The 19,441-nt window shown below is 29.3% G+C and carries 21 protein-coding genes and 1 other annotated feature; of the genes, 10 read left to right on the top strand and 11 right to left on the bottom strand.

Features of this window, described 5'->3' with window-relative positions:
• Positions 1-14 precede the first annotated feature (14 nt).
• The 8 genes from NQ543_RS02405 to NQ543_RS02370 all read right to left on the bottom strand — a co-directional run bounded on the left by NQ543_RS02405 (position 15) and on the right by NQ543_RS02370 (position 6,312).
• The gene (locus NQ543_RS02405) at positions 15-1,238 is read right to left on the bottom strand and encodes a sensor histidine kinase (RefSeq protein WP_004609135.1); all 1,224 of its coding nucleotides are present in this window, start codon (positions 1,236-1,238) and stop codon (positions 15-17) included.
• On the bottom strand, positions 1,231-1,905 hold the full coding sequence (locus tag NQ543_RS02400; protein WP_004609134.1) for a response regulator transcription factor: 675 nt from the start codon (positions 1,903-1,905) through the stop codon (positions 1,231-1,233). The genes NQ543_RS02405 and NQ543_RS02400 overlap by 8 nt, the downstream gene beginning before the upstream one ends.
• Entirely contained in the window at positions 1,898-2,854 is a 957-nt protein-coding gene (locus NQ543_RS02395) for a PhoH family protein (protein ID WP_004609133.1), read from the bottom strand. Before NQ543_RS02395 ends, NQ543_RS02400 begins: the two co-directional genes overlap by 8 nt.
• The gene (locus tag NQ543_RS02390) at positions 2,855-3,775 is read right to left on the bottom strand and encodes a sporulation protein YqfD (RefSeq protein ID WP_004609132.1); all 921 of its coding nucleotides are present in this window, start codon (positions 3,773-3,775) and stop codon (positions 2,855-2,857) included.
• Positions 3,772-3,954, bottom strand: a complete 183-nt coding sequence (locus NQ543_RS02385) for a YabP/YqfC family sporulation protein (RefSeq protein ID WP_224758266.1) — start codon at positions 3,952-3,954, stop codon at positions 3,772-3,774. The genes NQ543_RS02390 and NQ543_RS02385 overlap by 4 nt, the downstream gene beginning before the upstream one ends.
• A 104-nt stretch (positions 3,955-4,058) precedes the next feature.
• Positions 4,059-4,241, bottom strand: coding sequence for a 30S ribosomal protein S21 (rpsU, locus tag NQ543_RS02380; protein ID WP_003534573.1), 183 nt, complete (start codon positions 4,239-4,241; stop codon positions 4,059-4,061).
• Between the two features lie 122 nt (positions 4,242-4,363).
• A complete protein-coding gene (aroF, locus tag NQ543_RS02375; protein ID WP_004609130.1) occupies positions 4,364-5,380 on the bottom strand; it encodes a 3-deoxy-7-phosphoheptulonate synthase in 1,017 nt (338 codons plus the stop codon).
• 35 nt (positions 5,381-5,415) lie between these two features.
• Positions 5,416-5,661 (bottom strand) — a binding site (T-box leader).
• Between the two features lie 99 nt (positions 5,662-5,760).
• Positions 5,761-6,312, bottom strand: a complete 552-nt coding sequence (locus NQ543_RS02370; protein ID WP_039903675.1) for a Sir2 family NAD-dependent protein deacetylase — start codon at positions 6,310-6,312, stop codon at positions 5,761-5,763.
• A gap of 149 nt (positions 6,313-6,461) precedes the next feature.
• On the opposite strand from NQ543_RS02370, the gene NQ543_RS02365 reads away from it, so the two are divergent.
• The 5 genes from NQ543_RS02365 to NQ543_RS12140 all read left to right on the top strand — a co-directional run bounded on the left by NQ543_RS02365 (position 6,462) and on the right by NQ543_RS12140 (position 8,718).
• Entirely contained in the window at positions 6,462-6,719 is a 258-nt protein-coding gene (locus tag NQ543_RS02365; protein ID WP_004609128.1) for an ArsR/SmtB family transcription factor, read from the top strand.
• Positions 6,720-6,820: 101 nt separating this feature from the next.
• On the top strand, positions 6,821-7,825 hold the full coding sequence (locus NQ543_RS02360; protein WP_004609127.1) for a permease: 1,005 nt from the start codon (positions 6,821-6,823) through the stop codon (positions 7,823-7,825).
• Positions 7,826-7,983: 158 nt separating this feature from the next.
• A complete protein-coding gene (locus NQ543_RS02355; RefSeq protein WP_050752799.1) occupies positions 7,984-8,274 on the top strand; it encodes a thioredoxin family protein in 291 nt (96 codons plus the stop codon).
• Between the two features lie 55 nt (positions 8,275-8,329).
• Positions 8,330-8,539, top strand: a complete 210-nt coding sequence (locus NQ543_RS12145) for an arsenate reductase/protein-tyrosine-phosphatase family protein (protein ID WP_004609125.1) — start codon at positions 8,330-8,332, stop codon at positions 8,537-8,539.
• 35 nt (positions 8,540-8,574) lie between these two features.
• Positions 8,575-8,718 carry a hypothetical protein gene (locus tag NQ543_RS12140; RefSeq protein WP_004609124.1) on the top strand — a complete coding sequence of 48 codons (144 nt, stop codon included), beginning with the start codon at positions 8,575-8,577 and terminating at the stop codon, positions 8,716-8,718.
• A gap of 17 nt (positions 8,719-8,735) precedes the next feature.
• Here the strand turns inward: NQ543_RS12140 and NQ543_RS02345 are convergent, their stop codons facing one another.
• Positions 8,736-9,074 (bottom strand): inorganic diphosphatase, encoded by a 339-nt coding sequence (locus NQ543_RS02345; protein ID WP_004609123.1) that lies wholly within the window; start codon positions 9,072-9,074, stop codon positions 8,736-8,738.
• Between the two features lie 129 nt (positions 9,075-9,203).
• Entirely contained in the window at positions 9,204-9,383 is a 180-nt protein-coding gene (locus tag NQ543_RS02340; RefSeq protein ID WP_004609122.1) for a hypothetical protein, read from the bottom strand.
• Between the two features lie 622 nt (positions 9,384-10,005).
• Here NQ543_RS02340 and NQ543_RS12095 point away from each other — a divergent pair.
• The 5 genes from NQ543_RS12095 (at position 10,006) to NQ543_RS02320 (ending at position 13,698) form a co-directional block, all read left to right on the top strand.
• Entirely contained in the window at positions 10,006-10,455 is a 450-nt protein-coding gene (locus tag NQ543_RS12095; protein ID WP_004608838.1) for a DUF6431 domain-containing protein, read from the top strand.
• 114 nt (positions 10,456-10,569) lie between these two features.
• The gene (locus NQ543_RS02335) at positions 10,570-11,349 is read left to right on the top strand and encodes a transposase family protein (RefSeq protein WP_259935511.1); all 780 of its coding nucleotides are present in this window, start codon (positions 10,570-10,572) and stop codon (positions 11,347-11,349) included.
• On the top strand, positions 11,241-11,972 hold the full coding sequence (locus NQ543_RS02330) for a transposase (protein WP_259935510.1): 732 nt from the start codon (positions 11,241-11,243) through the stop codon (positions 11,970-11,972). The genes NQ543_RS02335 and NQ543_RS02330 overlap by 109 nt, the downstream gene beginning before the upstream one ends.
• 265 nt (positions 11,973-12,237) lie before the next feature.
• Positions 12,238-13,296 (top strand): IS91 family transposase, encoded by a 1,059-nt coding sequence (locus tag NQ543_RS02325; protein WP_259935508.1) that lies wholly within the window; start codon positions 12,238-12,240, stop codon positions 13,294-13,296.
• 126 nt (positions 13,297-13,422) lie between these two features.
• On the top strand, positions 13,423-13,698 hold the full coding sequence (locus tag NQ543_RS02320) for a hypothetical protein (RefSeq protein WP_117604461.1): 276 nt from the start codon (positions 13,423-13,425) through the stop codon (positions 13,696-13,698).
• A 180-nt stretch (positions 13,699-13,878) separates the two neighbouring features.
• On the opposite strand, the gene NQ543_RS02315 is transcribed toward NQ543_RS02320, so the two are convergent.
• The gene (locus NQ543_RS02315) at positions 13,879-18,888 is read right to left on the bottom strand and encodes a discoidin domain-containing protein (RefSeq protein ID WP_004609119.1); all 5,010 of its coding nucleotides are present in this window, start codon (positions 18,886-18,888) and stop codon (positions 13,879-13,881) included.
• Positions 18,889-19,441: the final 553 nt, after the last annotated feature.

Below are 19,441 nucleotides of genomic sequence, written 5' to 3'. Positions count from 1 at the left end.
GTCAAATAATATTATTACTCACATAAAATAGGTAAAACTACAGTAAAAACAGAACCTATCCCTTGATCACTTTCAACACTAATATTGCCATTATTCAACTCAACCATTCTTTTTACAATACTGAGTCCTAAACCAGTTCCTAATTTTTTACTTCTTGAACGATCAACTTGAAAAAAACGATCATAAATCAATGGTATATCATCTTTAGAAATCCCAATTCCTTCATCTTGAACAACTAGAGTTAGCTTATCTTTATCATTAAATGCCTTAATTGAAATAACTCCAGAGTTTGAATATTTAATTGCATTAGAAACTAAATTATTTAAAATTGTTTTAACAGTTGCATAATCAAGCATTAATTCTTTTGACACTTTTGTTTGATAAAACATCGATAAATGCTTATCTTTTGCAAGTGGCTCAAATAATTCTACAGTATCTTTTACAATAGAATCAACATCAATTAATTTCGGTGATAAAGTAACTCTTGGTTGTTCTAATCTTGAAAGTTCTAAAATATCTTCAATGATATTTTGCATACGATAACTTTCCTTTAAAAGTATACCCATAAATTCATCAAAAGTTTCTTTATTTTGAATTCCTTCTTTTTGAAGAATTTCTACACTTCCAATAATTGCACTCATTGGTGTTTTTAATTCATGAGAAATATCAGAAAAAAATTGTTTTTGCATTTTTTCAATTTCTTTTACTTGAGAAACATCTGTAAATAAAATAATACTCCCATCAAAAAAAGATTCATTTCTAAATACTGGAGTAGATTCAATTTGATAATAACGTTCATTTATTTCTGTAACTGTTGAAAACTTTCTTTCAAATACATAACTTTGATCAACAACATTTAATAATTGTCCAACAAAAATATCTTTATAATATTTACCACGTAAATGTTTTATATTAAAAGCATCACGAAAACTTTGATTAGTAAAAATTATAGTTCCTTTACAATTTATAAATATCATTGGTAAATTCATTGTTTTAATTAAAGAATTAAGAATTTTATGATTAAAATCCTTTTCTCCTTCCACTTCACGAATTTCATTTTCTTTTTTTTGTCGATAAAAATCAATTTGTTGCAAATTCTGTTTATTTATGTCATAAACAAGATATATCATTATTAAAGTAAATCCACATAAATAAACAAAAGCATAACTACTATTCCAAATAAATAAAATAGATACAACAATAAAACAAAAAATTATTTTTTGATAATTCTTATTCATATCTTTTCACCAGTTTATATCCAACTCCTCTAACAGATTTAAAACAAGCTTGACTCTCTTTCAATTTAGATTTTAATTTAAAAACATGTATATCTACTAATCTTGTATCACCATCATAATTAAAATTCCAAATATTCATTAGTAATTCTTGTCTAGATAAAACCTCTTCTTTATTATTCAAAAACATTTGTAATAAATCATATTCAACTTTTGTAAGATTAATTTTATTTTCTCCAACATAAACTTCATGCTTAGTCAAATCCATCTTAATATCCAAATATTTTAAAATCCCTTTAAAATGCTTATGATAACGTCGCAAATGAGCCTCAATTCGCGCAATTAAAATATTTGCCTGAAATGGTTTAGTTAAATAATCATCAGCACCAGATTCAAGACCTTCAATTATGTCATCTTGATCACTTCTAGCAGTAAGTAAAATTATCGGCTTAATATATCCATTATCTCGACATTCTCTTATTATTCCAATTCCATCTTTATATGGCAACATCCAATCAACAAGTACTAAATCATACTCATTTGAAAGAATTTTTTGACAAGCTTCTTTACCATCATAAAGACTATCAACTTGATAGTCTTTATTTTTCAATTCATGACTTAATATCTTATTAATTGATATATCATCTTCAATAATCAATATTCTATTCATGTTTCCCCTCATACCTTTCAATAATTCTTTGGACAACTGGGTGCCGTACCACATCCATTGCAGTTAAATAAATAAATGATATTCCTTTAACATTATTTAATATATCCATAGCCCTAACTAATCCAGATTCAACACCTCGAGGCAAATCAATTTGCGTAACATCACCAGTAATAATCATTTTTGAATTAAATCCTAATCTTGTCAAAAACATTTTCATTTGATTATCAGTAGTATTTTGAGCTTCATCTAAAATAACATATGCATCTTCCAAAGTACGCCCTCGCATATAGGCAAGCGGAGCAATTTCAATCACTCCCTTTTCAATCAACCTTTCTGTTTGTTCTACTCCAAGCATATCATGTAATGCATCATATAACGGTCTTAAATACGGATCTACTTTTTCCTTTAAGTCGCCAGGTAAAAAACCTAAATTTTCTCCTGCTTCTACAGCTGGTCTTGTTAAAACAATCTTTTTAACAAGATTATTTTTCAAAGCATCAACTGCAAATACAACCGCTAAATATGTCTTACCTGTTCCTGCAGGTCCAATTCCAAAAACCACATCATTATTTTTCAAAGCATAATAATATTCTTTTTGTCCTAAGGTTTTAGGATAAATCATTTTACCACTTGCTGTTTTCGTAATTTTTACATTATATAATTCATCAATTCTATTTAATTTATCTTCTTTTACAAGTTTCAAAGCATATATAACATCTCGACGTGAAATGTTTATCCCCTTAGAAACCAATTTCAACAAAGCAAAAATTACTTTCTTTGCTTCTTCAAAATTTTCACTATCTTTACCAGTTAAACTTAGTTCATCACCTCTAAGTGATATTTCTACTTTCAAGGCATCTTCAATCGTTTTAAAATTCTCATCATGATTTCCACATATATTATTTAGCTGTGCTACGCTATATTCTTCTAATTTAACTTGTTCTGTCATCTAATTCTCCTTTTTAGAAGCAATATCTTCAATTAAAACATATTGCATTTTCAATACTCTCTTATTTCCAATTATACCATAATCCAAAACATTTTCTCTATCTATTTTATCGATTATCCCAAGTTTACATCTTATCGAATATAATAAATAACTAAATGCCTCACCATCATCAAATTTATTTTTATCAATACTAGCTTCATAATCAATATACGTATATGCCTTAATAATCCCCTGAGTTTCAATGATTTTATCCACACCACTAGTAGAAGTAACCGTATTAGAAACTAACAAATCACCTTTTTTTACATAATCATTTACCTTTACCATAACATTACCACTACTTACATCAATACTTTCAATTATCCCATCTTTACTAGCATAAATATTTTCAAAATTTTTCTTTACTCGTGATGCTCCAACACTATTAGTATATTTAACAAATAACGTACTACCTTCTTGATAAATATTTAAATAATCTATTTTCCCTCTAAAATGTTTTTTTATATCATCGTAAATCTCATTTAATTGTGTATATGAATTTTTCCTACTTCCAACTCCAACACCATTTTCATTTAAAACTTCGTTTACTAACCTAGTTGTACTTGGATTATTACCAATTATCTCTACCTTAAAAATATATTGATTACACAACAAAACTGTTAAAACAAAACTAATTACCCCAATAATACTTAACTTACGATAAAATAATAATAATAAATAATATAAAATACCAACACTCTTAATAATCTTTAAATGATATTTTTTTACAAGTAATCTTTGATAAATAGGAAGATAAAATCGATATGTATAATCATCGACTTTATTTAATTGAAAAACAGTTATATGCTCATCTTTAAATATTTTTAATAAACTCAGAATATCATTACTGACTACTTCATACAAATCATATCCAAATTTCATAGAAACCTTATACAATCAATTTTTCCATAAATAATTACTTCAAGATCACTATAATATTTTATTTCTAAATTATTGCCAGTTATTCTAAGAATATTATCTTTCATCTTAATTTCAATAATGTTATTTTCCAACAACATCAAACATTCATAAAACTTAACCGATAAACACTTATTTTCCATATATATCATTAAATCACCTAACTAATTATATGAAATATTTTCAACAAAATGTCTTTCAATTAAATATTTATATAAACAAAAAAGGGCTTTAAAAGCCCTAATTCTTATCTCTTACCTTTATTATTTTTTCTTGCTGCTTCAGATTTTAATTTTCTCTTTAAACCTGGTTTAACATAAAACTCTCTTTTACGAGCTTCTGCAAGGGTTCCTGTTCTAGATACTTGTCTTTTAAAACGACGTAAAGCATCATCTAAAGATTCATTTTCTCTTACTACAGTTTTTGCCATCGAACTATTCCCCCCTTTAACTCTAAAGTACGTTCATATTATATATATTTTTTTTTATAATTGCAAGAAAAATATAATCTAATATTCAAAATAATCCTTATTTTTACTAAAATTTACATCTTCTATACTTTCTTTCCAACAACATCTGCAATTTTATTAATTTGTTTTAACAATTCTTCATATTTTTCTGGTCTTAATGACTGTGGTCCATCACACAATGCTTTTTCTGGATTATTATGCACTTCTATCATTAATCCATCACATCCCGCTGCTATTGATGCTTTTGCCATTGGTTCTACTAACCACCATTTCCCTCCTGCATGACTTGGATCGATTATTATTGGTAAATGTGTCAATTTCTTGATTACTGGGATCGCTTGTAAATCTAATGTGTTTCTTGTATATGTTTCAAATGTTCTGATTCCTCTTTCACATAAGATTACATTTGGATTTCCATTTGCCATGATGTATTCTGCTGACATGATCCATTCTTCAAATGTTGCACTTAATCCTCTTTTTAATAAGATTGGTTTTTTTGTCCCTGCTCCTACTTTTTTTAATAAGTCAAAGTTTTGCATGTTTCTTGCACCAATTTGTATTAAATCTACTTTTTCATTAAATTCATCAAGATATTGGGCATCCATCAACTCTGAACAGATTGGTAGTCCTGTTGCTTTTTTAGCTGCAACTAAAATATCTAATCCTGAAGAACCCATTCCCTGGAATGCATATGGCGAAGTTCTTGGTTTGAAAGCTCCACCTCTTAAAATATTTGCTCCAGCTTTTTTAGCAGCCTTAGCAATTTCAATTACCTGTTCTTCACTTTCAACTGAACAAGGTCCAGCAATCAAGGCAAGATTATCACCACCGACTTTAACACCGGCTACATCAACGATTGTATCATCGGGATGAAATGCACGGTTGGCTAGTTTATATGGCTCAGATACCTTCATTACTTTTTCTACTTCTGGCTCTACTTCAATTATCTTAGGGTCAATTCTAGTTGTATCTCCAACCATTCCGATAATCGTTTGAATTTCTCCTTTAGAAACATGAGGTTGTACCCCTTTTGAAATTATAATATCTTCAATCTTTTTAATACTTTCATCACTTACATTTGGTTTTAAAACAATGATCATTTCATTTTCCTCCTATAAACAAAAAACTCGTCCTATCAAAGGACGAGATAACTTCGTGGTACCACCTTTATTCACTAATAGATCACCCTATTAGCCTCATCAAGTACGCCATATTATCATGGTTCATACTCTAACACTATAACGGGTGTACCCGGAGATGCCTACTACTTTCAGCATTCTACTCCTTGATGTATTCAGCTAATTATTTGGATATCGTCACACCAAACCGATACTCTCTTTGCCTAAATGCATAGCTTACTATTTCAATTCACTGTATTTATTTTATCTATGTATTAATAATATCAACTATTAAAACAACTGTCAAACATTATCATTTAAATAATTTAAATTACTATAAATATATCTCTATCAAAACAACCCTATTTTATAAGTTTTTCTAATACCTTTCTTACATTATGAGCAGCATCTTCTTGAATCTCAATAATTCTAGCTCCCCTGCTTCTTGCAATTTCTCTTAAATCAACCGCAATAGCTGTATGAAACGAACAACCAATAACTAAAAAAACATCATCTGGCTCTAAATCATAAACCATCTCATAAGCTTTCTGATAATTTGGCGCTGGATCACCATATAGTACTGGTTTATTATATAATGAATAAGCTTTATCCATCTCATCATCTTCTGGCAAACCGCCATGCATTTCTAAAGCATCACTACCAGCTAATTTATGTAATCCATCAATATTCATCGTAACAACAGGTATCTTATATTCAGCCAAAGCAATATGAGCATCATTTGGTTTAGCCCCATTCATATTGGCTTTTAGTTGTCTAATTACTTCATTATATTCTTCATGATGACTATTTGCATAACTCCTAAACAATTTTTCTCTTACATCTGGTCTTTCCATAAATGTAGGAATATTAGATTGTTTGGAAATTCCTGCTCCTGTAAAAGCTAAAATTTTCATTTTTATCCTTCTTTCTTTTATCTCATATATAAATTTATTATACATTAAAAGTTATATTTTGTCGTTAATTAATGATTATCCAAACACATTGGCATATATCGATATATATGCTAATGTTATATCGAAGAATATAGATGTGAAGTGATTATATGACTAAAGATTTTGAACAGGAAGCAAAAGTTTTTAAAGTATTTTGTGATCCTAATCGTTTAAAAATTCTAGATATTTTAAAAACAGGAGAACATTGTGCATGTAAACTTTTAGAAATTCTTGATGTAAGTCAATCTACTTTATCGCATCATATGAAGATATTAACAGATGCAAAAGTTGTTAACGTTCGAAAGGATGGAAAGTGGTCACATTATTCTTTATCAAGTAATGGGATTAAAAAGTTATTGAGTATTTAAAAAATTATCAAATGTAAATTATTCTTCGTTTTATAAAGCCGCCATTATGGTGGTAAAAATTTAAATTTATAAATCGATATATATCGATATAAGGAGAGAATATGAAAGAAATTTGGTTGTTTTTTCAAAATCGAATTTTAGGGATGAACTGGCTAAATGAAGTTATTGCTATATTATTATCTTCTATAGGCATAGATATTAATTCAAATATAGGAGCTGGTATACAGTTTTTTATCTATGATGTTATTAAAATCACCGTATTATTATGCATACTAATCTTTATTATTTCTTATATTCAAAGTTATTTTCCACCAGAAAGAAGTAAGAAAATTTTAGGGCAATTCCACGGTATAAAAGCAAATATTATATCTGCTTTATTAGGTACTGTAACACCATTTTGTTCATGTTCATCTATACCGTTATTTATTGGATTTACTAATGCTAGATTACCTCTAGGAGTTACTTTTTCATTTTTGATTTCATCTCCGATGGTTGATTTAGGAAGCCTGGTTTTATTGATGAGTATTTTTGGAATAAAAATAGCTGTTGTCTACGTGATAGTTGGTCTTATTATTGCAGTTATTGGTGGCACAATTATTGAAAAAATGCATATGGAAAAATATGTTGAAGAGTTTATTATGAAGTCTAGTAGTGTAGATATCAGCTCGCCAGATTTAAGTAAAAAAGAACGTCTACAGTATGCCAAGGAACAGGTTATAGAAACTTTTAAAAAAGTTTTTCCTTATATTTTAATAGGTGTAGGTATTGGTGCTATTATCCATAACTGGATTCCAGAAATATGGATAGAAGGCATATTAGATGGAAATAATCCTTTTGGGGTTATTTTAGCAACGATCGTAGGAATTCTAATGTATGCTGATATTTTTGGAACAATCCCAGTTGCTGAAGCTTTACTAGCTAAGGGAGCGCTACTAGGAACAGTTTTATCATTCATGATGGTAGTAACAACATTAAGTTTGCCTTCATTGATTATGTTAAAAAAAGCTGTAAAGCCTAAATTACTTATACTATTTATTACAATATGCACTTTAGGAATTATTATTGTTGGTTATTTGTTTAATATATTTTCATTTTTACTATATTAGAAAAAAGCATATGTCAAATGTTGTTTTTAACATGATAATAGATATCAATCTATACAATTTAAGCGTATATTTGTTGTAGCTTTATACTTAGAGAATATTCCATTGATAAGTATATTTTTAATGTTGCATCAATGTTTGATTATGAAAGGAGAATAAATATAAATTTGTTTAAAAGGAAAGAAAAAAAGGAATGTTGTTGTAGTCAGATTGACCAGGAAAATATTATTAAAGCTGAAGAATCAAAAAAAGAAGATGGAATCAAAATTTTAGGATCGGGATGTAAAAAATGTGAAAAATTAGAAAAATCAGTAAAAAAGGCAGTAATTGAATTGAACTTAAATTTACCAATTAGTCATATCACCGATTTTACTCAAATTGCATCTTATGGTGTTATGTCAACACCCGCATTAGTATTAAATGGTGAAGTTGTTTCTTTTGGGAAAGTTTAGTCAGTAGACGAAGTGAAACATATTTTGTCAAATAAAATGAAAGATTAGTGAATATATGAAAAGAACGCTAAAAATTGCATTTGTGTGTGTTCATAATTCTTGTCGCAGTCAAATAGCAAAAGCATTAGGCAAAAAATTCATGAGCAATAAATATGATTTTTATTCTTGTGGAACAGAATTAAAACCACAAATTAATCAAGATGCTGTTAGGCTTATAAAAGAACTTTATCAAATCGATATGAAAAAGAACAATACAGTAAATTAATACAAGATATTCCTAAAGTAGATATTATTATTTCTATGGGATGTAATGTAAATTGTCCATATATTGGTAAAGATTTTGATGATAATTGGAATTTAGATGATCCTACAGGTAAAAATGATGATGAATTTATTAAAGTAATTAAAAAAAATAAAATTAAAAACAAAAATGAGCTTAGTTGATTAAGCTCATTTATTTATTACATGATTATTTCAGATTCAAAATATTGTTCTTGAAAATCCACTAATTTCTTTATCTGTTCTTTAGTAAATGACATTTCTTCTGGTACTATTACCCATTTATTTTCTATATCATTAAACCTATGAATAATCGCAATAACTTTACCTGTATACCTTTCTATTGGCTCATTTATTCCTAAGATATAGACATCTTGCCATTCATTATCGCCAGCTATGATATTTTCAACATATCCATAATTTACAGGATAATATAAATTTTTATATTTAGGGTGGTATGATCCTAATGGTCTATCTACAATAACATCTACTTTTTTTCCTAAAATGTTAATATCTTTCATAATTTTTTATATAATAACGTAATACATAAATTATCCCTTTCTTATTTATCAACAAAAACAATAATAAAATTCCCTACATTTAATTTAAAAAATATGTATATTATTTCTATAACTACTTTTTACAAACTATCACTTTTTTAATAAAATGTAATTTTTATAATAATATATTAATTTAAATATCCAAATTAAACAAATAATTCCTAAAATAACAATAGCCCATAAGTCATATTCACTTATTATACTCAAAATAAAAATTATTAAACTACCTACCAACCCAATAATATCTGTTATTAAAATATATTTTTTCATAAATATCCCTTCTATTTTATATAAATTTTATTTTAATATCATAGCCATCTTTTACATTTTTATTATAGCCCCTTACCAATATTCTTTAAAGAAATATGATAATTTTGTTATACTATAAATACTTTATAACCTATCTTTAAATTGTTTCAATTTTGTAACAATTCATAAAAGCATTACTAATAAAATTTATATATCAAAAAATAACCAAAATAAAAATAATCTTAACACATATATTATTTTATTAAAATGAAACAAATCGTAAAATTCTCCATATAAGCAATTCAATAACAAAATATTTTTTCAAAAATAAAGCATAAGTTAGTCATAATCACAAATAAATTCTAACTAGCTCTAACCTGTATTTTCTATTTAACAAATTTCTTAAAAAAACGGTTATGAAAATTCATAACCGTTTAAAAAATTGACTATCTAATCTTTTACGGGGTTTTAATGAGCACTCAAATATATAGGGGTGCTCTTTTATTATAATTATTTATATTCTTTCCATATTCACGGGGTTTTTGATAAAATTATTTTATCAGTTTATCTGAAATTTTGAGAAAGAAAAAAGGATGCATACTTTCCTACCACAGTCTGTATACATCCTTTCCATAAGAACAATATGATAATAACCCATTTTAATAAAAAAATCAATACTATTCTTCCTGACCTGAATAAATTAGAAGCTTTAATATCCAAGTCATATAACGATTCCGTTAATTCTTTAAATTTTGATAATATTCTATGTCCTAACTGTCATGGTTCTTTATGGATCAGACATGCCTACTACTTTCGTACTATCTTTATTTTCAATCAAAAAATTAGAATCAGAATCACTCGCATCATGTGCAAATCCTGCGGTAAAACACATGCTATCCTGGCTGAAGATATGATCCCTTTTATTTCCTTGACTTTTCATGATCTTTATAAGATCGTCATTACTGCCCTCCCTATCCTCAACTCATCTCACTTTTATTACCTTAAGCATAAATTTTCCTGTTTTATCGATGATTATTTTGTTTTATGTAAATTTAATTCCAGAAATCTCCCCGTTATTTTTATAACCACATAACTTTTATATCTTCTTTCCTTTTTTGGTTCTATTATTTACCTGTAAACAAAGAAAGGAGTGTATATTTATTTATGAAATTATGTTTATTTTTTTATGATATGGCGGTGATGCTTCATGTGTGATACTTCTACTGTGCCTAAAAACGTTATTAGCCAGAATGATTTCCTTCAGTTCTTCAATCTTGAAAATAAGGATATTGAATCATTCGCCATCTCTCATCAAAAGGACGACCTTCATATAGCTGTAACTCTTGCCAGAAAACCGCATCGGTGTCCTGTATGCCTCAATATGACTGACCAAGTTAAAGATTACTCCACAAAAACCATCACTCATTCTGTTTTGACCAGTCATAGATGTGTGATTGATTATCGAGCCAGAAGATACAGATGCAAAAAATGCAATAAAACATTCTATGAACTTAATCCTTTTTCTGTTGCCGGTTCACGAATCTCCTTAGCGACTGTATATAATATCCTTAGAGATTTGAAGCATCCTGCTGCAACATTTAAAGATGTAGCTCAGCGTTATCATATTTCACAGACAACTGCCGCTCATATTTTTGATTCATTTGTCTGCATGTCAAGAAGGCAGCTTCCTCAATATCTGTGCATTGATGAAGTTTATGCTTTTAAATCCGAAAAAAGCAGATACATCTGTGTTCTTCTTGATTTTCAGTCACAAAATATCGTTGATGTACTTCCATCAAGAAGAAAACAGGTACTGATGGATTATTTCTTTAATATTCCTTTATCAGAAAGAAAAAAGTTAAAGTTGTATCATTCGACATGTGGGAATCATATCGTGTTGTTTCTAAAATTATGTTTCCTGATGCCTTATGTGCTGTTGATCACTATCATGTCAAGCAGGAATTTCACAGAAAACTGGATAAAGTAAGAATCAATTCCATGAATCGCTATTACTCCAGAAAAAATTACCTTAACAAAAAAGAAAACCTTACCGAAGCTGAAAAAAATGAATTATCAGAAGTATCCAGACATTATTATGTTTTGAAAAAATTCCACTGGATGCTCTTCTCCAATAACAACAAGTGTATATACGATCCCAATGTAGAAAAGAAATATAATAAAGTACTTCAGGGATATTTCAACTACTATGATATTTTTGACTATATGATCAGGGATGATCGGGAATTAGATTTAGCTTATGACCTTAAATATCAGCTGGATGTTTTTTACAGGGATTCTTCTTATGACAGTGCCAAAAAAAATATCGACGAACTGATTACCCTATTTAAAAGCAGTCCTATTAAAGAAATGAAAGATTTTGCAAATACACTTACTAAATGGAAACGGGAAATCGTCAATTCATTTATAAGAGCAGATGGGAAACGCATTTCTAATGGAATCATTGAAAATAGAAATAAATCAATAAAATTACTCAAACATAGTTCAAATGGATATCTTAACTGGCATAGATTTAAAAACAGGGTCATGTACTGCCTCAATGATGATGCCACATATCACATGTATCCAATCAAAAATACAGATATCAAATAAAAGTACATTTTCTCATAGAAAGATATAAAAAAAGGACAAAAATAAATTTTGTCCATTGGGTGATAAATCACAACTTTTATGATTATCTCCCTTTTTTTGTTTTATAATAGAACTGGTGATTTTAGATGATTGATTTAGCTGTACCTACTGATACATTAGCTCTTTTTAATTTAAGACAATATTTTAAAAAAATTCTAAAGAATCTTTTAAATACATTTTCTTTGATAATTTTGAATATATTCACAATCTTTATCTTTCTGGTAAATTGCGTGATATTACTTTTGATAATATTCAAAAAACTATTCTTTGCTCCTCTGTTTATTTAGGTTTCGATCTTTTCGAATGCCCTAACTGCGGTCATGAAACTATTGTCCCTCATACCTGTTCTTCCAGATTCTGCAGCAAATGCGGTTCAAAAGCTGCCCAGCAACGTGCTGCTCATGTTTCTGCTATGGCTTTTGAATCAAAACATCGACACATTGTTTTTACTATCCCTAAAGAACTTAGACCTTTCTTTTTAAAAGACAGATCTCTTCTTGAGGGTTTCTTCACTGTATCTCGCAATGTACTGGCTTCTCTTTTCAATGACTGTAAATACCGTAAAATGAAAAACAGATTTAAAAAGAATCATATCTGCAAAAAAACAAAGCACAAATCCAAATATCTCTACAAAGATACCAGAAATAATATTATATTTGGTGCTATCGCTTCATTGCATACTTTTGGGCGTAATCTCCAATGGAATCCTCATATTCATATTTTAGTATGTGAAGATGCATACGATACAAAAAATGATAAAATTAAAAACTTTTCCTTTATGTCCTATAAAAAACTAAGACAGACATGGCGATATCAGCTACTTGATTATCTTGATAAAAGAATCGGTAACAATGAGACCTTCAGAAGACTAAAACTCTGGTATTATACTAAATACACTGAAGGTTTCTATGTCCATGCTCCTAAATTCAAAAAAGATCAGGATGAAGACGATATCAATGATTGCGTTAAATATATCACCAGGTATACCAGCAGACCGGTCATGGCCGAAAGCAGGATAGTAAAATATGATGATATCAATAAAACAGTTCACTGGTTTTATCACCGACACGAAGATGATAAGCGTATTGATGTAATCGAACCAGTTACCAGTTTTATCAATAATGTTGTTCTACACTGTCCTGAAAGAAATTTTAAGATGGTAAGATATTTTGGATTCTATGCAAACAAAAGTTTAAAGACATATGACAGAATGGCAGAACTGGTTGGAAAAAACTTAAACGTAAAGTTCAGTACAAAAAAGAAAGAGCAGCAGCAGCTAAAATAAATAAGGAAAAGACACATTTCAGATATTATATGATACAATCATTTCAGAGGGATCCTCTACTATGTACATGTGGAGAAATAATGAATTATGCAGAGACATATGATCCTTTTGAAGGAGGGATAAAAAATGACAGACGATATCGAAACGGATGCATCTACAACTCAAAGTATCTCAAAAGTCGAACCAGACCAGCAGCAACAGGGATGGACTGATGAAGAACTTATGCAGTTTATTGAAAATGATGTAATGGTCAGGATGAAATGTGAATCATGCGGGTATGAAGAAGACGTACCTGATTGGATACTGGAAGAATTTTTGGAAATAGAATTACATAACGGATCAAAAGAAAGAAGATACAGCTGCCAATGTCCAGAGTGTAATAAAAACATGTTCAGGAAATAATATTTTCTGACACTTTTTTGGGTACCTTATTTTAAAGGTACCCTTATAGTTTTATTTTTACAATATACCCGTTGACGAATCCAAATTCTTATTAAACAAAAAAACGGGGAACAACTTTTCCCCGTTATGATTTAGTATCTAAAACCCCAGAACCCCAGGTTATTTTAGATTGCCAAAAAATTAATCTTCTTTTCTTCTAAATGCTATATATCCAGCTACACTTAATAATGTCATTGTTGTAAACATTCCAACTAAACCATTATCTCCTGTTTTTACACTTGTAGTATCACCTTTATTTACTGGGGTACTTACTGTATTATCAGCTGTTACAATTTGTAATCCAGCAATAGCTTTTGCAAGAACATCTTTTGCACTATCTACTTCTTCTTGAGTGGCATTTGGATTTTCAAATACTACTTTTGCTTCATTCAATGCATCACTTAAAACTTTATATGATGCCTTTGTATAATTAGCAACGTTTAATCCATTTGCTTTGTTGATTAAATCTTCTAATAAAGTTTTATCAGGAATTAATCTTAAGTTCAAGAATGCTGTTACTAATTCATTGTATACTTTAGTTATTTCTTCTTGCATTGCATTTTCATCGTTATATACACCTACCGCTACTACTAAAGCCTCATTAAATGGTGCCCATGTAGCTTCTGTGTATTTACTTGCTTCTAGACCACTTACTTTATCGATAAAAGTTTTTAAAGCTGTTTTGTCACCTTTAACAAAGTCTAACATATGCATAGCTGTTGCAAGTCTATCAAATGCAGCATTTACTTTATCCTGAGTTGCACTAGTATCATTATAAATTCCATTAGCTTCATCTCTTGCTGCTTTGAATTCTTCTACTACTGCTGGTACGACATTGGCTAAATCTTCATCAGTAATTGCATTTGCTAAATCTAGTGCAATCTTTAATAATGTTTTATCTGCTTCTTTAACTGGTTCATTAGGTTTTAAAATACTTTCTGCATTCTTTAATGCTTCAATCATTTGAGCTATTTCTTCTTGATCAGTTGCATTTTCTAATACATCTCTAGCTTCATCTAATAAAGCATTAAATTCTTCAATACTTTCTTCAGTACAATTTGTTGTATCAACTTTTTCTAATTCTTCAATACGTTGACTTAAAGCAGCAGTATCTAATTCAATCTTACCATATGCTTTAAATTCTGCAGCTGTAACAACTTTATTATTACTTCCTTGTTGCCAATGGTATGTATCAGTTGCTCCTAAACGAATATATTTAGCTTCTACTGGCGTTTCAAGAACGATATCAGTTACCCCATTACCTTCTCTTACTGTAGTACCAGCCGCTACTTGTTTCCATTCTTGACCATCCATACTTGTTTCTACAACATATTGTAAAATATTACCTGTACAATTTAACTTTTGAGTAGCATCATATCTTGGAATATATTGTACTTTGTTTACTGTATAAGTATTTGATAATTCATAAGTTAAATATTGTTTTGTAGTTCTATTGTCAGCACTTTGCGCACTTGCCCAATAAGTAGTTGTATTACCGTCATTTGCATTATTAGCTACAGCTCCCTCTCCACTGTCGTGTGTAGTAGCTGTAGGCGTAATATTTTCTCTTGGAATTAATCCTTCTTCATCAGTATCTGTTGTGAATTCATTATAACCTAAAGCTTTGTCTAATACTTTTACACCCAATTTACCTTCGAATCCATCACTACCTAGAGTAGTTTTGGCTGCTTCGATAACAAATGTTTCATTATCTTTATCATATGCTGAACTTTGTAATGTACCATCAACATATAATTTCAAGATACCATTATTTTCTTTAACAGCTTGGATTTGATGATCTGCACCATCATTTACAGCAACTTTAGATGTAGCAGTTGCTTCACCTAGTGCAAAATATGCTTTACCTTCCGCATTAACTCCTATTATATATCCTTGACTAGCAAGTTTTTTATTACTTACTGTAGTATTAATATCTACAATTACACTAAATCCATTATCATTACTTAATGATTTTGCTACAGTTCCTACTGTTTTAGAACCTTCTAATTCATCAGCTTTAACAGATAAAGCAGTATTATTTTTATGGTATACTACTGATTTATCAGCTTTAGCAACTTTGTTTCCATTTAAATCTGTAATATCTTTAGCAGTTACAATAACTGATGCGTTATTAGTTGGTTTATTAGCTAATTCAATTTCATAAGACACTTGATCAATGCTCTTATTAACATTAGCTACTTCTACAGCCTTACCATTTACTGTAACATCAAAATCTGTTCCAATTACTTTTTCATCAAATTTAACTTTTAATGTTTTATCTCCATCAGTTGATAATGTTGTATATGTAGGAGCTTCTACATCCTTAGTAGTTGATAAAGACCAAAGTCTTGTTTCACCTGGTTGTAAAGTAACAGTTACTTCTTGACCATATCTAAATTCTTTATAGTTATCATTTCCGCCTTCAGGCATATTGTAACTATGAATTCCTGTACTATATAAAGTTTTATCTTTAGTAGATTCTGCAAGACCAATATTACGATCTAAAGTAAATGTAATCGTTTGTGCTTTGCTATCAGGATTACGCATTGAAATAATTCCATCCTCACCATCCCAAGCAGAGAATCCATAAGTATTAAATTCTGTTGATTGTCCAATTCCACCTAACTTAACACCATTAGCTGGATTTCCACCAAACATCTTAGCATTTTTTAAAATATGGAAATTTTCTTCAGCCCATGATAAGAATTCTGCATTAACTTCATATTTTCCTTTTGTCATGATTGAATCTGAATAATACAATTCCCAGAAACTAGTCCCACGAGTTGACATCATATATAAGTAATTTTTAAATTGTTCATCAGTCATTGAATTGATATTAATTTGTGTACCTTCAACTCCATAAACTGGATCATGGTTATAAAGGTTCGCAAGCGGGAATTGGAATTCGTGTTCTTTAACGAAGTCATAATAAACAGCTTCACGATAAGTTAACATGGTATCCATTTTGTTATTAATTGGACCTGCATCACCACGGTCATGTGTACATTGGATCCATACACTGTTTGCCCATTGTAAATACCAAGGGCTTGGATTTACATAACAAGTCAATGAAATCCATAAATCGTTGATATTGTCATCAATTTCACTTTGACGAACTACTTCAAACAAATCAATCCACGCTTCCCACATATCAGTTACATGATACATATTTTTATATCCACCTGTCATGTGGTTATTTGCATATCCAGGTACACCATCTTTAGCAGGGAAAGCATTAAATTGTGCTCTATCAGCAAATCCATCCCATTTCCAATAGTTAACTTTGTATTCTTTTTGCCAATTTACAGCCATTTCTTGGAAGTTTTTAATATAGTTACGATCTGCTACATCAATCGAATTTCCAGCTTTACTTCCTGTACCATTTTTAACCAAAATGTCCGCTAAAGAACTATAGAAATTATAACCACCACGTGGTCCAACCCACACCCCAAAATTACTTCCAAAATTATTTACTAATTCACTTGAAGGTGTTAATCCGTTAGGAAATTTACTATTGAATTCCCAGAATCCTGTTTGATTTAATGTTGTTCCAGAACGAACTGCATCTACAACATGTGTATCATTATAATTATTCCATCCATCATCTACAACATATGAATCTAATGGTCTAACACCTGTATTACTTAATTCTCGATCAACTTCAATGAATGAATTAAGAATATTTTCATCATCAATTCGCATCATATTATCAAACCATGAATTGTATTGAATTCTAAATTCAGAAGGTGTCGCAATAGATTTAATATAATCATAAAAATCTGCTTGGATTACAGAATTATCAGTGCTTCTAGCAGCCCCAGCTACAGTTTGCCATGTCATATAATTTGTCATGCCATCTTTACTAACAGCTTGCTTATCTTCAACTAATTTATCAAATGTTTTACCTGTATAGTATCTCATATAACCATTATTATTAACGATTTGTGTATCTGCTACAGGAAATTCACATCCCATAAACATACCTTGAATATAAATCGGTTGTCCTAAATTAGCTTTAAATTCATCCATTTCAACAACGCCACCTTTTCCAGTTGGAATAGTCCAAGTAGCATCACTTTCATTGATATTCAATGACTCTAAATCAATATAATCGATTTCAGCTTCATCCGCTTGTCCATCAGGTACACTGATTTCCATATATTTACGCATGAAGTGATCTCCTTCATACATAACAACAACTTCATTAATTGTATAATCTACGCCTTTAAAATTATATGGTTCAAAAGAAAAAGTTACTTTTTTACCAATTTTTTCTGTGTTATTAATTGTAGCAGCTGTATCTTCTACTGTTACCCCATTTGACTTTAAAGTCAAATCACTTGTTTCAAAAGAACGTGTATTATCTTCTTCAACAGGTGCTTTTTCTGCATGTAAATTAAATTCTGCTCCACCAGCAAATTTTTGACCATTATTAGATGAAGTTGCAACAAATTTAATTTGTGTTGCTGTTGTAGCTTCCTTTAAATTTACATAAATTGGATTTACTCCTTCATAAACAAAATTTCCTTTAGCAACTTGTTTCCATTCAGATGAATCAACTGCTAAATCATCACCAACCGGTCCATTATAAACCCATAATTCATATCCTTTAATATTACCATTTGTCTCTTCACCTTGTTGTCTAGGTGTATAAGAAAATGCTTGAAATGTTGTCTCACCTTTTAAATTAATTACAACGTTATGAGGATATTCTTGATCACCAGTTCCTCCACCATAATTAGTATGCCAGATTGAATTAACATCTCCGTCTAATAAATTTTGTGCTGGTCCATCATTTGGTCCTGATGCATTATGAAAACTATCAGCTGTCGCTGCCCAACCATCACGATTAAGTGCCGGTACAACTGGAGCATCTTTTTGCTCTTTAGTTGTTTTAATAATAAATTCTTCACTACCGCTTGCAGGTTCAAATGTTGTTTTAGCACGTTTATTTTCAATACTAGTAGTTTTTAGTTTATTATCTACCGTTGAAAATTCTCTTTCAATATACTCATTTCCAATTGTTACAATGTTATTTGAATTAGTTACCTCAATATCAGAAGCAGCCAATGCATCTAATTGATTTGTATTCATTGGAACACAAGATAATGTAAGAGCTAAAACTAATGAGCTTCTTAAAATTTTTTTCATTTTTTTACCTCCCGTATTATTTATATTTGTATTTTTAAGTGAACTACTGGTGACTTATTCAGATTAAAAATACATTAAAATTCTAATATATTATTTAGAGAATGTATTTTAATTAATTAATTAAAAATTTATTCTTTTTAACATAGTAAATTTACACCCTTTTAGGTTTATAACATATTTATAATGCATTTTTTATTTTAAACATAATAAAAACAGATTAAACGATTACTAATTATTATAATTATTTAAATAAAAAAGACAAATATAATATTTTAAATATATTTATATGTAATTTTTGTCACTATTTTTAATTAATTTAACACTTAATACATATCTTCACTAGCATGATACATATTACATCATCCCTTACACATTTATTATAGACTTATCACTTAATTGATACTAAAGTTTAAATTATCAATTTAAAAGTTGCAAAGCAATAAAAAATAAATATTATAAAAAATACTTATCTAATTAATCAATCTATATAAAAAGTCCTAATAGCATTAGCCATAGGACATGAAAAATTATTGAGTGACATACTTACTTGAAT

The sequence above is a fragment of the Thomasclavelia spiroformis DSM 1552 genome, from assembly GCF_025149465.1.
GTDB lineage: Bacteria > Bacillota_I > Bacilli_A > Erysipelotrichales > Coprobacillaceae > Thomasclavelia > Thomasclavelia spiroformis.
The sequence above is the reverse complement of the archived record's forward strand: the minus strand, read 5'-3'. Positions and strand labels throughout refer to the sequence as shown.